Source organism: Stenotrophomonas sp. (genome assembly GCF_031995405.1).
Classification (GTDB): Bacteria; Pseudomonadota; Gammaproteobacteria; order Xanthomonadales; family Xanthomonadaceae; genus Stenotrophomonas.
The window spans coordinates 33,169-50,428 of sequence record NZ_DAMAGC010000018.1; the positions used below are offsets into that span (position 1 = coordinate 33,169).

Genomic DNA, 17,260 nt, shown 5'->3' on the forward strand with positions numbered 1-17,260 from the left:
CCACGGCCGCAGCGCTGCCACGCGGAAAGAAATCCGCATCGAAGCTCACGTTGCCGCTGGCCGCTGCGGCGCCGGCACCGGTGGCCAGCGTGGACGCGCCGACACGCGCCGACAGCGCCAACGCGATCAGCATCGGCAGCATGGCCGCGCGTGGCAGGCCTGCTTGGCGGGGGAGGGGAGGGTGCATGGAAACGGGCTAGAGCGGTCGATCCAGCAGGTTGAGCGCGCCGAAGTCGTTGATCACCGCAAACGCTGCCTGCAGCGCGCCGGCCGGGCGCTGCAGCACATCCTTCAGCGGGAACACGGCCACCGCGCCGGGCGCGACCATGCCGCCCCCCTGGTCACCCAGCGTTCCCTGCGCGGTCTTCAGGCCGACCTGGGCGAAGTTGACGTGGTAGGCACTCGGGTTGCGCACCTGCAGGGCAAGGCCCTTGCCGGCGGGCGCATCCACCAGCGACCAGGTCAGCCCGTCAACGGCGCCGGCGAGATCGCCCCGCAGGCCGGCGGGCCGGAAGAACAGCTTGATCCGGGTGCGGAAGGCGAACTGCAGGACATTGCGTTCGCTGCTGTTGTCCGCCTTGGGCGGCACTTCCAGCACGTTCACCCAGAACAGGGATTCCTTGTCGGTGGGCAGGGCCTCACCGGTATACATCAGACGCACGGCCTGGCTGGTCTGGCCATCCATGCGGAACATCGGCGGAGCCACGTTGAACGGGGCCTTGGCGGTGTCCGGCGAAGAGCGCTCGTCACCGTCGTCCAGCCATACCTGGATCAATGCGGGCGAGGTGCTCTCGTTGTTGAGTTTGAGCGTGACTTCCTGGTCCTGCGCCGGGTACACCACGCGGGTGCCACCGATCACCACGCTCGCCCGGGCGGGCGCGGCGTGCAGGCACGCGATCGACATCACGGCGGCCAGGCCGCAGCGGATCAGCTGGTTCATGGGTTGCTCCAGGCAAAGTGCGCCGGCGGGTCGGGGGACCCGCCGGCGCCAACAGACCCCGGGGGAGGTCAGTTGTAGGAAACGGCGTACACCACGCTGGTATCGACCAGGCCGGGGGTTGCCGCGCCAGTGGCCAGATACTGGCTCTGGAAATCGATGATCGCGGTGTTGTTCACGATGGCCGGGCTGCGCACGCCATTGGCTGGATCGGCCATGTTGATCGGGGTGCCGTCGCCTTCCATCACCTGGACCTGGGTAAGGGTGGCTTCACCGACCAGTGCGTTGGTGAGTGCGCCGGTCATCGGATCGATACGCGGGCTGGAGGCCAGGAAGGACATCGTGGCGACCTTGCCGTTGACGCAGGAGCCCTGGCCCGGGCCGCCGATGATCACCTGGAACGGCTTGGCACCGGCGACGTCGCCGGCAGCGGCGAGCAGCGATGCGCGCACCGGATCCAGCGCCACGACGAAATTGCCGGTGCCGCCATCGGTACCGGAACCGCCGCTGATGGTGCAGGTTTCATCGGTGACTGCGCCGGTGAAACGGATGGTGCCGCCGGTGGCGGCCGCGCTGGCGGCGCCGACAACGGTCATGCCCAGTACGAGGCCGAGGGCGGAGGCAAGCTTGATGTGCTTCATTGCGATCACTTCTTCAGGAGGAGGTGGACTGCCGTAACCGGAACACGTCCGGCGAAGCGAATCGTAGGCAGTCGCGCGCGGCGGCCCTATCGGACTGGACCCATTTGCGTGCCGGCATCCACCTCGCTGGACGCGGCGCCCGCATCGGCGTCGATGACGTGGCGCACCCAGCCTTGGCGCAGACGTTCGCGCTGTCGCGGGGAGGCGTACAGGTAGCGATTGACCGCGCCGAGGAACTCGTCCTGACGCCGCTTGTCCAGCGCGCAGAACGCCAGCAGCAGACGCTGGATGCGGTATTGATCGGGTGATTTCACGGTGTGCGGCCTTGGAGAAATCCGTTCCGCCAGGTACAGAACGGCCATGTCCAGACTAGGAGCCGGCCGCGTCAGGGCAATCGGACATGGCCCGGATTTCGCACCGCGCCGGGATCGGGCATGCGCCGGCACACCCATCGTGCCGGGCATGCTGCAGACAGCGCGCATCGCCCGCCTGCTTCAGGCGTCACCGTCACCGGCGTTGCTGCGCGATACCTGCGATGCCTGCACCAGCCCGGTGCTGATCGCATAGCGGAAGATGTCGCCATCGCGGGCAAGGCCCAGCTTGCGCATCGCCGACATCTTCTGCGTGCTGATGGTCTTGCGGCTGCGACCCACGCGCTCGCCGATCTCGGCCACGGACAACCCTTCGGCGAACATCCTGAGCACTTCGCTCTCGCGCTTGGTCAGCGTGCCCTGCGCGTCGGCATCGCCCGACGCGGGCAGCTGCTCGAGCAGGCGCTGGATCACCGGCGACAGGAACGGTTGCCCGGCCACGGCGCAGCGAATGGCGTGTTCCAGATGCAGGTGTGGATCGGTCTTGCTGACGATCACATCCACGTCGATCTCCAGGATGCTGCGCAGCACCCACGGATTCTCCACGCCGGTGAGCACCAGGCGACGCACCTGCGGAAACCGCCGGGCGAGAAAACGCAGCAGTGCGATGCCATCGCCGTAGCGGCCCTGGGGCATGGAAAAATCGGCGACCACCACGTCCACCTGCTGACTGGCCAGCAGATCCACCATGGCGGTGGAATCGGCAGCCAGTCCCACGATCTGGATGTCTGCCACAGGGGCCAGCATGTGTTCCATCCCCGCCAGCAGCACGGGATGGTCGTCGGCAATGACAACGCGGATGTTCAAGGCGATGCGTCCTTTGATGGGGAAGGGGCACGGCCATCGCCGCTCCCCGGAACTGCCCGCTTGCGGGGCTATGATACGCTGGCCTGCGCTGGCATTTATCGGCGTTGCACTGCCCTGCAGCTGCCTGGAGACCTGCATGAACACCACGCCTTTCAGGGTTGCCGTGGCCGATGACCACCCGATGGTCCGCATGGGCATCGAGAGCAGCCTGGACGCCTTTCCGATGATCCGGCTGATCGGCTCGGTCGCCGATTCGACCGAGCTGGTGGCACTGCTCGATGCGCAGCCCTGCGACGTGCTGATCACCGATTTCGCGATGCCCGGTGGTGTCCATGGCGATGGCCTGCAATTGCTGGATTTCCTGCACGAGCGGTACGCCGGATTGCTGATCGTGGTGATGACCGGCATCGACCAACCGGTGATGATCCAGGCCATCCTGTCGCGTCCGGTCGCCGGGTTGCTCAGCAAGGCCGATGACGTCTCCCACGTTGCGCTGGCAGTCACAGCCGCGCACGCGAACCGTCGTTACCTGTCCCCGACCATCGCCGCGCTGTCGCCCTCGCTTCCCGGCCAGCGGCGCACCACGCAGCTGTCGCCGCGGGAGCAGCAGGTACTGTCGTTGTACGTGGACGGCAAATCGATCGGCGCGATTGCCGAACAGCTGCAGCTGCGGAAGCAGACCGTCAGTACGCAGAAGGTCAGCGGCATGGCCAAGCTGGGCATCGAACGCGACGCGGACCTGTTCAAGTACGCCGCCGAGCTTGGCCTGGTCGGCCAGGACGGCGACCGCGACCCCTAGCCGGCTCAGGGCAACAGGGCGTGCGACACCGCCCCCCGGCTGTCGGATGCGTTGGCGGTCTGCGCGATCGCCGGTGCCGGATCGCGCATTTCCACCACCACGATCGTCCAGCCGGGCGTGACCGCGGCCAGCCGCTGGCGCAGCGCGGCAATGGCGACCGCGTCCTGCACGGCGTCCGTGCCCGCCGGCGGCGGCGTCAGCGTGACCACGACGCGCCGCTGCATGCCATCCAGCATGACCTCGGCCGTGATGTCCCCAAGCAGCGCACGCACGTGCTCCAGGGTCCATGCATCGGCTTCGGCACGCAGCTGGCGGGTCTGCTCGGTCAGCGCGTTGACACGCAGCCGCAGTCCCTCCAGGTCCGCGCGATCGCGGCGTCCATCATCGTTGGCTTCCAACGTCTGGCGGACGCGGAGGGTGGGGGGCGCGGGCAGCCGGGCCGCCAGGCGTGCACCCAGTTCGGCCTGGGCATGGCCGATATAGGTCGGCACCATCGCCACCAGATCCACCGAATATCCCTGGCCGTGCCGCTCCACGCGGAGCTGCTCGATGGAGCCGCCACGTTCCTGCAGGTACTTCTGCACCACGCTGCGGGTCTGGTTGGCCGTCCAGGTCTGCTCGCCGATGTTGCGCAGTGCCAGGCCCAGCGGCAGCGCCAACAGCACGAACGTCGAGGCGATCACGATGGCCTGCCATGCCGTGTGCTTCGGCGAATTGTCCATGCCGAAGCCGTACCATTTCGCGATCAGCGTGACACTCAGCGCGATCGCCAGAAGGTTGGTCATGAACAGGAAGAACGCGCCGCCGGCAATGCCCAGGTCCCCGGTGGCCAGCCCGAAGGCAACCACGGCCAGCGGCGGCATCAGTGCGGTGGCGATGGCGACCCCGACGATCGCCTCCCCCTTGCGGGTGATGACCGCATAGCCACCCGCAAGGCCGGACAGCATCGCCACCAGCAGGTCGAACAGGGTCGGCTGCGTGCGCGCCAGGATCTCGCTGGTGGCTTCGCGCAACGGCGACAGCCAGACGATGCACATGGCCGTGGCCAGCGCCAGCAGCACCCCGGCCAACAACGCCAGCAGCGCCCGGCCCATCATCCGGAAGTCGACCACGCACAGTGAGAATCCGAGCTGCACGATCGGGCCCATGAGCGGGGAAATCAGCATCGCCCCGATCACCACGGCGGCAGAAGACTGCAGCAGCCCAAGGATGGCGATGCCACAGGACATCACCGCCATGAACGCAAATCGCGGGCTCAGGCCACCGGCATCGGCCACGTTGTCGATGACCGCGGCATGCTCGACATGCTGGACCCGGCGGCTACGCAGGCGCTGCCACCGGCGCTGTGCACGCAAGGGCGGCCCATCCGGACGCGGGGGTGACGGCGTCATCGGTTGGCGACCGTGCGATGTACGGCCGGACCGCGCTGCAGGCGGGTGAAATACCAGAGCAGGTTCAGCGCGTCGAACAGGTCGCTGCGGCCGGCCAGCAACTGGCGACCGCGCATCACGTTCCAGTGCCCGTAGGGGGTGCGGAACAGGTAGGGATGGGTGGCATCAGGCATGCGAACGCTCCGGCGGACGACATCGACCGCGCGGGGCATCATCGGCGATGCCCGTTCATTGCCCCATCGGACCGTGCCTATTCTGGGCGGTCGCCCTCGTGCTTGCCGAGGGCGGTGTCGCAGTCCTCCAGCGCTGCCGACAGGTCCTCCATCAACTCGCGTATCGGCGCCTCCAGCGCGCTCACCGGGGTCTGTTGCAGCGTCTGTTCGAACATCCCGCAGCGCTCGGCCAGTGCGCGTTCGCCCAGCATCTGCAGGGCGCCCTTGAACGCGTGCAGACGCTCGATTGCCCGTGTGCCGTCGCCATCGCGCAGGGCATCGGCCAGCTGGGCCAGGTCATCGCGCCCGGTATCCACGAACAGGCGCAGCACCCGCGGCGGGAACGCGCGCGCGCGGGGCGAGACGGGCACGGGCGAGGCGGCAGCGTCGGTGCCCCTTGGCGGCCGTGCAACCGCGTCCAGGTGGCGCGACAGCATCGTGTCCAGCGCGCCCAGGCTCATCGGCTTGAGCAGGATGTCGGTGATGCCGGCGGCGCGGCAGCGTTCACGCTCGCTCGACAGCGCGGTGGCGGTGATCGCCAGGATCGGCACGCGCGCGTCGCGCTCACGCAGCGCAAGGGCCAGGTCGTACCCGTTCATGACGGGCATGTTGATGTCGGTCAGCACGGCCACGTAGTGCCCGGGCGACCAGCGTTGCAGGCCCTGCTGACCGTTGTCGGCGGTATCGACCAGGAAGCCCAGCTCCTCCAGCTGCTGCAGGATCAGCTCACGGTTGACCGCATTGTCTTCCACCAGCAGGATCCGCCCGCGCTGGGCGACCGGTGCCGCCGGCAGCGCCGGTCCTGCTGCCGGGCGCGGATGTGCCAGGATCGCATCGAGCAGGGCCGCGCTGGAATAGCAGGAGACCTGCAGCTGCCCGTCCACCTGCCGGGCCACCAGCGGCCCGGCGGCATGGGCGCGGATCACCCGCGGGTGCGCGTCCACCAGGCGTTGTTCTTCCTCCTCGCTCCACGCGCGGCGCTCTCCGACGATCACCAGCACCGCATCGCCTGGCGCGATGCTGCGTGGGCGGTCCAGTATGGTCAGCGACGCACCCAGCCCGCCGAGAAGCGTATCGAACTCGGCGCGCCACTCCGACGCCGCCGACAGCAGCGTGATCGGAACGCCCTGCAGCCGCGCCGGCGGGGTCGATTCGGCAGAGGCCACCACCGGCACGTCAAGGGTGAACACGCTGCCCACGCCAGGGGTGCTGTCCGCCTGCAGGCTGCCACCGAGGAGGTGGGCCAGCTGCTGGCACAGGGCCAGGCCGAGGCCGGTGCCGCCATAACGGCGCGAGATGCTGGCATCGGCCTGCGAGAACGGCTGGAACAGGTGCTCCATCTGCCCGGCGGTCATGCCGATGCCGCTGTCCACCACCTGGAAGCGCAGCATCGACGTGCCATCGGCAGTTACCGGTGCCGGCGCGACACGCAGCAGCACGCGCCCGTCGTCGGTGAACTTGATGGCGTTGCTGAGCAGGTTGTTGAGGATCTGGCCGATGCGATGGGCATCGGCGACATAGCCGGTGGCCAGCGCCGGATCGATCGCATGGAACAGTTTGAGTCCCTTCTGCTGCGCGGCCGGTGCGTACAGCAGCGCGGACTGTTCGATCAACGCGCGCAGCGTGAACGGCAGGGGATCGATGTCCAGCTGGCCGACTTCGATCTTCGAAAAATCCAGCACATCGCTGATCGTGGCCATCAGCGAATCGGCCGACAGCCGGATCCGGTCCAGGTGCTCATGCTGGGCATCGTCCAGCCGCGAGCGCGCGAGCAGTTCAAGGTGGCCCAGCACGCCATTGAGCGGAGTGCGTATCTCATGGCTCATGGTCGCCACGAATGCGCTCTTGGCACGGCTTGCCGACTCGGCCGCCAGGCGTGCACGCTCGGCATCCTGGCGGGCGGCATCCAGCTTCTCCTGCAGCTCCAGCTGCGCGGTGACATCGCGCAGTGCGCAGACCCACACCGGCTGGTCCTGGTAGGACGCCGCGGCCATCACCACCTGCAGTTGGCGGGTACTGCCGTCGGCCTCGTCCAGCGACCAGTGGAACTCCTGCGGGGCCGGGCCGGCCGGGCTGTGCACGTGGGCGACCAGGCCCGCATACAACGGTCGCTGCGCCGGCTGGTGTGCGGCGATGGCATGGGCGACCTCGTTTTCGGCCAGCGGGGCGCCGTCGCGCGGGTCCAGCAGGCACAACCCGACCGGGGTGGCGTCGATGATGGTGCGGCTCAACGCTTCGCTTTCGTAGACCCGCGAGGCATCGGCCAGGGCCGGCGCGAATACCCGCCGATCGAGCAGCAACAGCAGTGCCCACAGGATGCCCAGGATCAGCACGGTCGCGCCGGCGCGCAGCGCCAGGTCGTCGCGCTGGTCGCTGAACAGGTCGCGCCAGGTGTAGAAGTGCACCAGGGTCCAGTCCACGCCGCCGATCGGGCCGGCCACCATGAACAGTCCATCGCGGTGCAGGTACACCGGCGCGCCGCGTTGCAGCGGCAGTGTCAGGCCACGCAGGGCCACGTCCGCGTTGGACGGCAGCGTGCCGCTGGAGAGCACGTGCTTGCCGCTGCGGGTCACGATCAGGAACGCGCCCGGGGTGGACGCTGCCAGCCTGGCCTGGACCAGGTCCAGGCGTTCCAAGGTGACGTGGCGGATGTAGGCCTGGCCATGGGCGGCAAGCGTCAGTACGCCGACCAGGGCCTGCTGGTGGGTCAGCGGGTTTTCGCCCATGAAGGACACCAGGCGGCCCTCGGCGTAGGCGCTCTGCAGCGGGCCCGGTGCGGGGCGGATGCCGGCGAGGCGGTCTTCATGCACGGTAAGGCGCTCGAACGCCTGCGCGCGGGTGCCGACCTTGAGCATCTGCAGCAGCTCGACCTCGTCACGCACCCCGGTCACCGCGACCAGCCTGCGCGAGGGATCGTAGACGTATATGGAGGGCGTCGAACCGGCCTGCAACGCGGTGATGCTCACCGCGGCATAGGCGGAGTACTCCTGGATCATGCCAAGGTAGGCGGCCAGTTCTTCCCGTGGCAGCTGTTGCGTATCGCGGCCAAGCACCAGCCAGGGCAGGGCGGTCTTGCCTTCGGCGCGAATCACCAGCTGCTCGCCGGCGGTGGCGAAGGCCTGCCGCAGCGGCTCGCCGTTGCGTACCAGCAAGGCGCGCTGCGTGCTCCACAGGGCGTCGTTGGCGTTCATCGCATTGGCATAGGCGCGGTCGCGCTGGCCCAGGTGGAAATCCACCGCTTCCTTGGCGTGCAGGTACTGCTGGCGCTGGCTGGCGTGGAAATCGCGGATGCCCAGCAGCACGCTGATCGCCGCGGTGGACAGGATCAGCGCGGTCACCAGGATGCCGCCGCCAAACAACAGCCTGCGCTGGTGGCGTCGAAGCGAGGACAGCCGTTCTACCGGGCGTGAGGGTTTGCTCATGGGCCGATGGTGCGCCAACGGGGCGGTGTTTTCCATGGCAGGGTGGGTCACCGGCAGCGTCATCGCGAGCCGTCGCCAGCCACCGGGAAACGTCCGCCCACGCCGCGCAGCACGTGCAGCAACGCGTCGCTTGCGTAGCACGATACGCACCAGCCGTCGGGGTGCGCCTGCGCGGTGAGCGGCCCATCGGTGCGCACGCGCACCACCTGGGCAAGCGGCCGGTGCGCTGCCGGCAGCGACAGGGCCGTGGCCGAGCGTTCAAACACCACCACGGCGTCGGTCGGCATGGCCGGTTCCTCGGCGGCTTGGTCCGCCTCGGCACGCACCGCGACCTGGGCCCCCCAGGCTTCCAGCCGGCGCAGCAGTTCGACGCGCCAGTTCGCAGAGCGCGAGACCAGCGCCAGCCGCATGCCGGCCAGCGGATAGTCCGGCGATGCGGCCGCCACGCGCTGTACCGGCACCTCGAAGTGGAACACGCTGCCGACGCCGGGCGTGCTCTTCACCGCGATGCAGCCGCCCATGCGCTCCACCAGCTGCTGGCACAGCCACAAGCCCAGCCCACTGCCGCCAAACCGCTTGCGGATCGAGGCATCGGCCTGCACATAGGGTTCGAACAGGCGTACGCATTGTTCGGCGCTCAGGCCGATGCCCGAGTCGGCCACTTCCACCCGCAGCAGGGTGTGTCCGTCGTGCTCACGTACGCCGGCGCGCAGCACGATGCGACCGGACAGGGTGAACTTGACCGCGTTGCTCACCAGGTTGCGCAGTACCTGTTCGATGCGTCCCTGGGCGCCGCGGTAGACCGCACCGGTGCACCCGGCCAGCGACACGTCCAGGTCCACGCTGCGTTCCATGGCCAGCGGCGCATACAGCATCGCCACCCGTTCCAGCATCTGCGCCGGCTCGAACGTCGCATCGTCGATGCCCAGTTCGCCCGATTCGATGCTGGACAGCTCCAGGACGTCGCTGATGGTGGCCAGCAGCGCATCGGCCGACTGGGTGACGCGGGACAGGCGTTCCTGCTGGGCGTCGTCCAGGTTCGATCGCGCCAGCAGTTCCAGGTGCCCGAGGATGCCGTGCAACGGGGTGCGCAGCTCGTGGCTGATGGTGGCCACGAACATGGTCTTGGCCTGGCTGGCATTCTCGGCGTCGATGCGTGCGCGCTCCTGCCGTTCTTCCAGCTGGATGCGTGCGGTCAGGTCGCGCAGGGCGCACAGCAGCACGGGGCGATCCTGGTAGATCGCCCGGGCTGCGCCCACCAGCAGTTCGCGCGGGGGCCCGCCGTCGGGGTCGGGGACGGCCATCTGGTACTCGCGGCCTGCGGCGGTGAGGAGGGCAGCGTCGAAGCCGCTCACCAGGTTCTGGTACAGCGACTCGCCCGCGCCATCGACACCGGCGGCATAGCTGCGTACCTGTTCGTTCTCCAGCACCGGCCGGTTGCGTTCGATGTCGATCAGGCACAGGCCGACCGGCGACATTTCGATCAGGGCGCGGTTGACCGCTTCGCTCTGGTAGACGTGCACGGCCCGTGCGATCAGCGGCGCCAGTACGCGCCGATCCAGGCGCACCAGCAGCAGCCAGACCCCGGCAATCAGGCCCAGTCCCAGCGCGACCATCGCCGCCATGTTCCAGCCGCCGTCGCGCAGGATGTCCTGCCAGGTATAGACATCCACCAGCGACCAGTCGGTGTCGTGCACCAGATTGGCGATGTAGTAGCGCCCGTCCCGGCTGTGGCGGGTAAGTGCGGCGCGCTCGGGTGTCCACAGGCCGGCGGCGTGCAGTGCGTCCAGCGGTATCGGTGCGGTTGCCGGGCGGCTGCCCATCAGCACGCGGCCGTTGGGGGCCACCACCATGAGGTGGCCATCGTCGCTGCCGCCCAGCAGCGGGGCAAGGCGTGCGATGGGTTCGAAGGCAACGAAGGTCCCCACGTTGGTGTCGCCGTCGAGCACTGAAAACGCCGACACCAGGCTGAGCTGCCCGTTCACCGGATGCGCGGCGATACCCCGGCGCACGCGTGCGCCTTCGCGGGAGGGATGCAGCCCGGGGATGGTGTGGCCGGAGTGGGTCGGCGGGGCCAGCTGGCCATAGGCGATCAACCGCTGGAACAGCGCGTCGCGGGTGTCGACATGCAGCGATCGGGTGAGGTGCGCTTCGGTCAATCCCTGGTTGAGCACGAGCAGTCGTCCACGCGCGTCATGGAAGAACGCGGGCTCGGCAGCAGCCTGCTGCGGATCGGTGCTGGAGACGCTCATGATGATCGACAGTGCCGTGGCAAAGCGCAGGTAGCGCTGCAACCGGACCCGCTCCCACCCTGCGGTGCCCCGGCCCAGAACCATCTGCGGCACGCTGTCGGCGCCGGCATTAGCCAGGTCGCGCTCGTGCTGGCGCAGGAAGGTGGTCGCCGGATCGTCGCTGTCGAAGCTGCTGGTCCATACCTCCGGTGGATGCCGCCAGGCGTATTCGGCCATGTTCTGCAGGCGCGCCAGATCGACATCGCGCTGGGCAAGCGCGGTGTTCAGCGCCGCGGCAGCGCGACCGAACGCGGCTTTGCGTTCGTCGTGGTAGCGCTCCACGTGCATCGCGATGGCCGCGAGCATTCCCAGCGCGATGACCAGGCTCAACAGGCTGCCACCGGCGACGAGGATGCGCCGGTGATGCCGGTGCAGGGCCATTACATCCTGCTGTGCTGCGTTGCCCCGGGAGGGCAACGGGGCGTACAGGCGCCGCAGTGCGTTGAACATGAGGGGCTCCGGGAACGGGCAGGCAACGACGCCCGCGCGCCGCGACAGTGAAGGGCATCGGGTACGCCAGGCGGCGTACGCGGGGGAGGCCCCAAAGGATGGAGAGCGCCCCCTGCCGCTCCCATAGGACCGGGCCCATTCCCGCCGCCTCGCCGGGCCAGGGCATTGAATCCATTGGGCAATCGCCGCTGAAGCCGGCGCCGCCCCTGTCGCGTTTTGGGCCGTGTCCGATGGGGCCGGCGATCCGCCCCACCTAGCCTGTACTCCGACGCAGCAGTGCCAACCCGGTGCCGCCGCCCTTGTCCCTTACGGAGTACACCCATGAACATCATCTATCGCATTGTCAGGAACGCGACGACCGGCACGTGGACCGTCGCTTCGGAGTTCGCCAAGGGCCGTGGCAAGCAGCCGACCCGTCGCGCCGCGGCGCTCGGTGGCCTGTTGTCGCTGTCGCTGGCCGCCGCTGCCGGTGCCAGTGAACCCATCGCCGCAGAGGATGCGGCGTGCGTGGACGAGCACGGCATCCAGGTTGCCTGCGCTGCCGAAGGTGCTCGTTCGATCGGCGTGTTCGCCGATACCGATCCGGTCAACGTCGGCCAGCTGCGCGGCAGCGTGCAGAGCGTCGCCGATGCACTGGGCGGCGGTGCGGGCGTGGATGCTGCCGGCGTGCTCACCGCGCCGAGCTATGTGCTCGGTGGCGCGACGTATACCAACGTCGGCAGTGCGCTGACCGGGCTGGATGCGCGCGTGACCAGCAATGAAGAAGCGATTGCCAACATTCCCAACGGCAGCCGGTTCATCTCCGCGTTCCAGGGGACCGGCACCGCCGCTTCGACCCCGGCGGGCCCGAATTCGCTGGCGGTGGGTCAAGGCTCTGTTGCCAGCGGCAACGGTGCCAACGCGTTCGGTACCAACTCGCGCGCGAGTGCCAACGGTGCCTTCGCCGTGGGTGCCGGCGCGCAGTCGTCGGGCAACAACGCCAGCGCGCTGGGCTACGGCGCTGTGTCTTCCGGTGGCGGGAGCACGGCCGTGGGTGGCGGCGCGCGCAGTACCGCGCAATCGGCCGTGTCCATCGGCCAGGGCGCCACCGCCGCGAGCGTCTCCTCGACGGCAATCGGCCAGGCCTCCAATATCGCCGCGGCCAGCACCGGCTCGGTGGCGATCGGCAACGCCAGCACCATCACCGGCAGCGCGATCAATGCCGTGGCCCTGGGCACCCAGAGCCGCGTCACCGCCGCCAATGCCAGCGCGCTGGGCGACCAGGCCCAGGCCACGGCCAGCAACGCCGTGGCCATCGGTTCGGCCTCGCTCGCCGACCGCACCGACAGCGTCTCCTTCGGCACTGTTGGCGCCGAGCGCCAGCTGGTCAATGTGGCCGACGCCACCGAAGCGACCGATGCGGTCAACCTGGGCCAGCTCAGCGCCGCCTCGTCCAGCGCGGCCGCCGCCCTGGGCGGCGGTGCCGGCGTCAATGCAGACGGCACCCTGAGCGCACCGAGCTACACCGTGGCCGACCTGGTCAATGGCGGTGATGCCACGGTCGACAACGTCGGCGATGCGTTGACCACCCTCAACAGCAGCGTGCTCAACGTCGATGGCCGCGTCAGCGCGCTCTCCACCGCGATCGACGCCGGCACCGTCGGCCTGGTCCGGCAGGCCGATGCCACCGCCGATGTCACCGTGGCGGCCGCCAGCGCCGGCGGCCGGGTCGACTTCAGCGGCACCGCCGGTGCCCGCACGCTCGACGGCGTGGCCGATGGCGCGCTGGCCGCCGGCAGCCAGCAGGCCGTCAATGGTGGCCAGCTGCAGGCCACCAACGCCCAGGTCCTCAACAACACCACCAACATCGCCAACCTGCAGGACGGGCTGAGCGGTGCCACCCGCTACGTCAAGATCAACGGCCGCGACGACGACAGCGATGACGCACAGGCGACCGGCCTGGGCACGGTCGCGCTGGGTCGTCTTGCCAACGCGGGCGTGGCCGATGCCATCGCCGTCGGCACCGCGGCGCGCGCGCAGGGCACGGCCAGCATGGCGCTGGGCCCCAATGCCAGCGCTGCCGGGGACAGCTCCGTCGCCCTGGGCGCGGGTTCGGTCGCCGACCGCGACAACGTGGTCTCGGTAGGTGCCGGTCCGCTGATCGGTAACGGCACCCGCCAGATCATCAACGTCACCAACGGCACCGAGAATACCGATGCGGTCAACGTGCAGCAGCTGCGTCCGGTCGTGTCGGCACTCGGTGGCGGGGCGGCGGTCAACGCCAGCACCGGCGTGGTCACCGGCCCGCGCTACACCGTACAGGGCACCGTGCATGACAACGTCGGCGATGCGCTGGGCGGCGTGGATACGGCGCTGACCACCCTCGATGGTCGCGTGACCACCACCGAGGGCGACATCACCACCATCAACACGGTGTTGGGCAACCTGTCCGGCGGTACCGCGGGGCTGGTCCAGCAGACGGCGGCCAGCGCGGTGGTCACCGTGGCGGCGGCCAGCGGCGGCACCGGCGTGGACTTCAGCGGCACCGACGGTGCGCGCCAGCTTAAGGGCGTGGCCGATGGCACCGACACCACCGATGCGGTGAATGTCGCGCAGCTGAGTGCGGCCATCGATGGCGTGCGCGGCGGCGACACACGCTACTTCAAAGCCGGTGGCAACAACGACGGCAGCGATGACGCGGTCGCGGTCGGCAGCGGTGCGATGGCCGCCGGCGCCAGCGCGCAGGCCACTGGGGTCGGCTCGGTGGCGCTGGGCCAGGGCGCCCAGGCCCAGGCCGACAACAGCATCGCGCTGGGTGCGAACTCCATCGCCGACCGCGCCAATGCCGTCGCCGTCGGTGCGGCCGGTGCCGAGCGCCAGATCACCCACGTGGCCGACGGCAGCGAAGACACCGACGCGGTCAACCTGCGCCAGCTCAAGGCCGCCGGCCTGATCGGCGATGCCGGGCAGAGCCTGGACGCGGTGGTCTATGACCAGGACAGCCAGCGGTCGCAGGTGACCTTTGCCGGTGCCAACGGGACGGTGCTGGCCAACGTCGCCGACGGACGCATTGGTGCAGGCAGCCGTGAGGCCGTCAACGGCGGCCAGGTGGCCGCGCTGCGCGACCAGCTGCAGGACCGTATCGGCGACATCGACAACCGCGTCACCCATATCGAAAACAATCCGGGTGCCGGTGGTGGCGACAACCCTTACTACGACGCCTCCGCCGGTGGCGGCAGCACGGTGGTCCCGGCCGATGCCGGCAACGTTGCCAGCAACGGTGGCCCGGCCACGGCAACGGGGCAGGGTGCCGTCGCTGCCGGCGCAGGTGCCAGTGCCTCGGCCAACAACGCCGTCGCGCTGGGCGCCGGTGCCGTCGCCGACCGCGAGGACACGGTGTCGGTGGGGCGTGCCGGTGGCGAGCGCCAGATCACCAACGTGGCGGCCGGCGTGCAGGGCACCGACGCGGTCAACGTGTCGCAGCTCAACGAGCGCATGGCCGATGCCAACGCCTACACCGACGGACGCATGCAGGACATGTGGGACAACGTCAACGACCGCTTCGACCATGCCAGCCGTCAGGCCAACCGGGGCATCGCCGGTGCCGCCGCGCTGGTCCAGGTGACCCCGTACCTGCCGGGCAAGACCGTGCTTAATGCCGGCATGGCCAGCTATCGCGGTGAGACCGCGCTCGGCGTGGGTGTCTCGCGCTGGAGCGACAACGGCCGGGTCAACGTCAATGCCGGTGTTTCGGCGGCACGTGGCGACCGCCCGATCTTCCGGGTCGGTGTGGGCGTGGTGCTGGGCGACTGACGCTCGCCCACCGGGTGCCGCCGCTGGCATCGGCGGCAACGAACACCGGGCGCACTGCGCCCGGTGTTCGTTTGCGCGATGGCGAATCGGTCGTCGAAGGGGGCGCTCGCAGGGTGCCATCCAGCTCCGCGGCCACGCTGGTGTATACTATCCCCCAGTATAGTTCTCTAACCGTGCCGCCCATGCCCCATTCCCCCGAAGAGAAGAAGAAGGTCCTGGCCCGCGTGCGCCGCATCCGCGGCCAGTGCGATGCGCTCGACCGGGCGCTGGAGGGCGGTGCCGACTGCGCACCGGTGCTGCAGCAGATCGCCGCGATCCGCGGCGCGGTCAACGGGCTGATGTCCGAGGTGATGGAAGCCCACCTGCGCGAAGAATTCGGCCAGCCGGCGCAATCCGATGCGCAACGTGCCGAGCGCGTGCGCGACATGAGCGCACTGATCCGTTCCTACCTGAAATGAGTGCGCGGGCGACCGCGCGCTGTCCTGTCTTGTCTACTGCCCTGGAGTGTTGCCGATGAAATCCCGTGCCGCTGTTGCGTTTGGTCCCGGCCAGCCGTTGAAGATCGTCGAGATCGACGTCGCCCCGCCGAAGAAGGGCGAAGTGCTGGTCCGGATCACCCATACCGGTGTCTGCCACACCGATGCGTTCACCCTGTCCGGCGATGATCCGGAAGGCCTGTTCCCGGCGGTACTGGGCCATGAAGGCGCGGGCATCGTGGTCGAAGTGGGCGAGGGCGTCACCAGCGTCGCGCCGGGCGATCACGTGATTCCGCTGTACACCGCCGAGTGCGGTGAATGCCTGTTCTGTACGTCGGGCAAGACCAACCTGTGCGTGGCCGTGCGCGCCACCCAGGGCAAGGGCGTGATGCCCGATGGCACCACCCGCTTCAGCTACAACGGCGAGCCGATCTACCACTACATGGGCTGCTCGACCTTCAGCGAGTACACGGTGGTGGCCGAAGTGTCGCTGGCAAAGATCAACCCGGACGCCAATCCGGAGCACGTGTGCCTGCTCGGCTGCGGCGTCACCACCGGCATCGGCGCGGTGCACAACACCGCCAACGTGCAGGAAGGCGATTCGGTGGCGGTGTTCGGCCTCGGTGGCATCGGCCTGGCGGTGATCCAGGGCGCGCGCCAGGCCAAGGCCGGGCGCATCTTCGCCATCGACACCAACCCGTCCAAGTTCGAACTGGCCAGGCAGTTCGGCGCCACCGACTGCATCAACCCGAAGGAGTTCGACAAACCGATCCAGCAGGTGATCGTGGAAATGACCACCTGGGGCGTGGACCATACCTTCGAGTGCATCGGCAACGTCAACGTGATGCGTGCGGCGCTGGAATGCGCGCACCGGGGCTGGGGCCAGTCGGTGATCATCGGCGTGGCCGGCTCGGGCCAGGAGATCTCCACCCGTCCGTTCCAGCTGGTCACCGGCCGCTCGTGGAAGGGCACCGCCTTCGGCGGCGTCAAGGGCCGCAGCCAGCTGCCGGGCATGGTCGAAGATGCGATGAAGGGCGATATCGAACTTGCCCCGTTCGTCACCCACACCATGGACCTGGAGCAGATCAACGATGCCTTCGACCTGATGCATGAAGGCAAGTCGATCCGCTCGGTCGTGCATTACTGAGCCGCCGGCATGGGCCTGACCGATTTCTGGAAGCGACGCACCGCACCGGCGCTGCCGGTGCGTGATGCGCTGGTGGACCGGATCGAGCAGGCCCTGCGTGAGCTGGGCTGGCTGCAGGGCCAGGTAGGTGCACCGGCTGCGGTCACCTCGGCGTTTGGCGGCGATGAGATGCCGTTCGAGCACTGGCTGGTGCAGGTGTTCGTGCCGCGCCTGCACGAGGCCCGGCGCAGCGGGCAATGGCCACCACGCAGCCAGGTGGCCGTGGCGGCCGTACGCAATCTCGACGGCGTGCCGCAGACGGAAACGCTGCTGCGCTTGCTGACCGAGCTGGACAATGACATCAACGCCGGGGCATCGCGCTGACGCGCGCCCGGCTCACGGAGAGACCATGGAACGCATCGAACATCGGGCCGCCTCCGGCGGCTGGCAGGACGTGTACCAGCACCGCTCGCAGGTACTGGGCTGCGAGATGAAGGTCGCCGTCTACCTGCCGCCGCAGGCGGCCACGCAGAAGCTGCCGGTGC

13 protein-coding genes and 1 pseudogene are annotated in these 17,260 nt (G+C 69.0%); 6 read left to right on the plus strand and 8 right to left on the minus strand.

The features are described 5' to 3' along the window. Positions 1–196 precede the first annotated feature (196 nt). The 4 genes from RTO53_RS05065 to RTO53_RS05080 form a co-directional block, all read right to left on the minus strand. A complete protein-coding gene (locus RTO53_RS05065) occupies positions 197–940 on the minus strand; it encodes a fimbria/pilus periplasmic chaperone (RefSeq protein WP_312236785.1) in 744 nt (247 codons plus the stop codon). 68 nt (positions 941–1,008) lie between these two features. Beyond that, positions 1,009–1,578 (minus strand): type 1 fimbrial protein, encoded by a 570-nt coding sequence (locus tag RTO53_RS05070; RefSeq protein WP_312236786.1) that lies wholly within the window; start codon positions 1,576–1,578, stop codon positions 1,009–1,011. A gap of 86 nt (positions 1,579–1,664) precedes the next feature. Further along, on the minus strand, positions 1,665–1,940 hold the full coding sequence (locus RTO53_RS05075; protein WP_312236787.1) for a hypothetical protein: 276 nt from the start codon (positions 1,938–1,940) through the stop codon (positions 1,665–1,667). Between the two features lie 132 nt (positions 1,941–2,072). Then, entirely contained in the window at positions 2,073–2,756 is a 684-nt protein-coding gene (locus tag RTO53_RS05080) for a response regulator (protein WP_312236788.1), read from the minus strand. Positions 2,757–2,892: 136 nt separating this feature from the next. On the opposite strand from RTO53_RS05080, the gene RTO53_RS05085 reads away from it, so the two are divergent. Beyond that, the gene (locus RTO53_RS05085) at positions 2,893–3,555 is read left to right on the plus strand and encodes a response regulator transcription factor (RefSeq protein WP_312236789.1); all 663 of its coding nucleotides are present in this window, start codon (positions 2,893–2,895) and stop codon (positions 3,553–3,555) included. A gap of 5 nt (positions 3,556–3,560) precedes the next feature. Here RTO53_RS05085 and RTO53_RS05090 read toward each other — a convergent pair whose 3' ends face one another. From RTO53_RS05090 to RTO53_RS05105, 4 genes are all read right to left on the minus strand, one after another. Continuing rightward, complete coding sequence (locus RTO53_RS05090) at positions 3,561–4,910, minus strand: TIGR00341 family protein (RefSeq protein WP_312236790.1); 1,350 nt, start codon at positions 4,908–4,910, stop codon at positions 3,561–3,563. A gap of 32 nt (positions 4,911–4,942) precedes the next feature. Further along, positions 4,943–5,119 (minus strand): hypothetical protein, encoded by a 177-nt coding sequence (locus tag RTO53_RS05095; RefSeq protein ID WP_312236791.1) that lies wholly within the window; start codon positions 5,117–5,119, stop codon positions 4,943–4,945. A gap of 77 nt (positions 5,120–5,196) precedes the next feature. After that, entirely contained in the window at positions 5,197–8,580 is a 3,384-nt protein-coding gene (locus RTO53_RS05100) for an ATP-binding protein (RefSeq protein WP_312236792.1), read from the minus strand. Positions 8,581–8,639: 59 nt separating this feature from the next. Then, the gene (locus RTO53_RS05105) at positions 8,640–11,321 is read right to left on the minus strand and encodes an ATP-binding protein (protein WP_312236793.1); all 2,682 of its coding nucleotides are present in this window, start codon (positions 11,319–11,321) and stop codon (positions 8,640–8,642) included. Between the two features lie 321 nt (positions 11,322–11,642). On the opposite strand from RTO53_RS05105, the gene RTO53_RS05110 reads away from it, so the two are divergent. From RTO53_RS05110 to RTO53_RS05130, 5 genes and pseudogenes are all read left to right on the plus strand, one after another. Further along, positions 11,643–15,113, plus strand: coding sequence for an ESPR-type extended signal peptide-containing protein (locus tag RTO53_RS05110; protein WP_312236794.1), 3,471 nt, complete (start codon positions 11,643–11,645; stop codon positions 15,111–15,113). A 182-nt stretch (positions 15,114–15,295) separates the two neighbouring features. After that, on the plus strand, positions 15,296–15,571 hold the full coding sequence (gene frmR / locus RTO53_RS05115) for a formaldehyde-responsive transcriptional repressor FrmR (RefSeq protein WP_128096888.1): 276 nt from the start codon (positions 15,296–15,298) through the stop codon (positions 15,569–15,571). 55 nt (positions 15,572–15,626) lie between these two features. Next, on the plus strand, positions 15,627–16,736 hold the full coding sequence (locus tag RTO53_RS05120; protein WP_312236795.1) for an S-(hydroxymethyl)glutathione dehydrogenase/class III alcohol dehydrogenase: 1,110 nt from the start codon (positions 15,627–15,629) through the stop codon (positions 16,734–16,736). Between the two features lie 9 nt (positions 16,737–16,745). Further along, positions 16,746–17,099, plus strand: coding sequence for a YqcC family protein (locus RTO53_RS05125; RefSeq protein WP_312236796.1), 354 nt, complete (start codon positions 16,746–16,748; stop codon positions 17,097–17,099). Between the two features lie 25 nt (positions 17,100–17,124). Next, positions 17,125–17,260: pseudogene (locus tag RTO53_RS05130) on the plus strand (S-formylglutathione hydrolase); the annotation flags it as partial.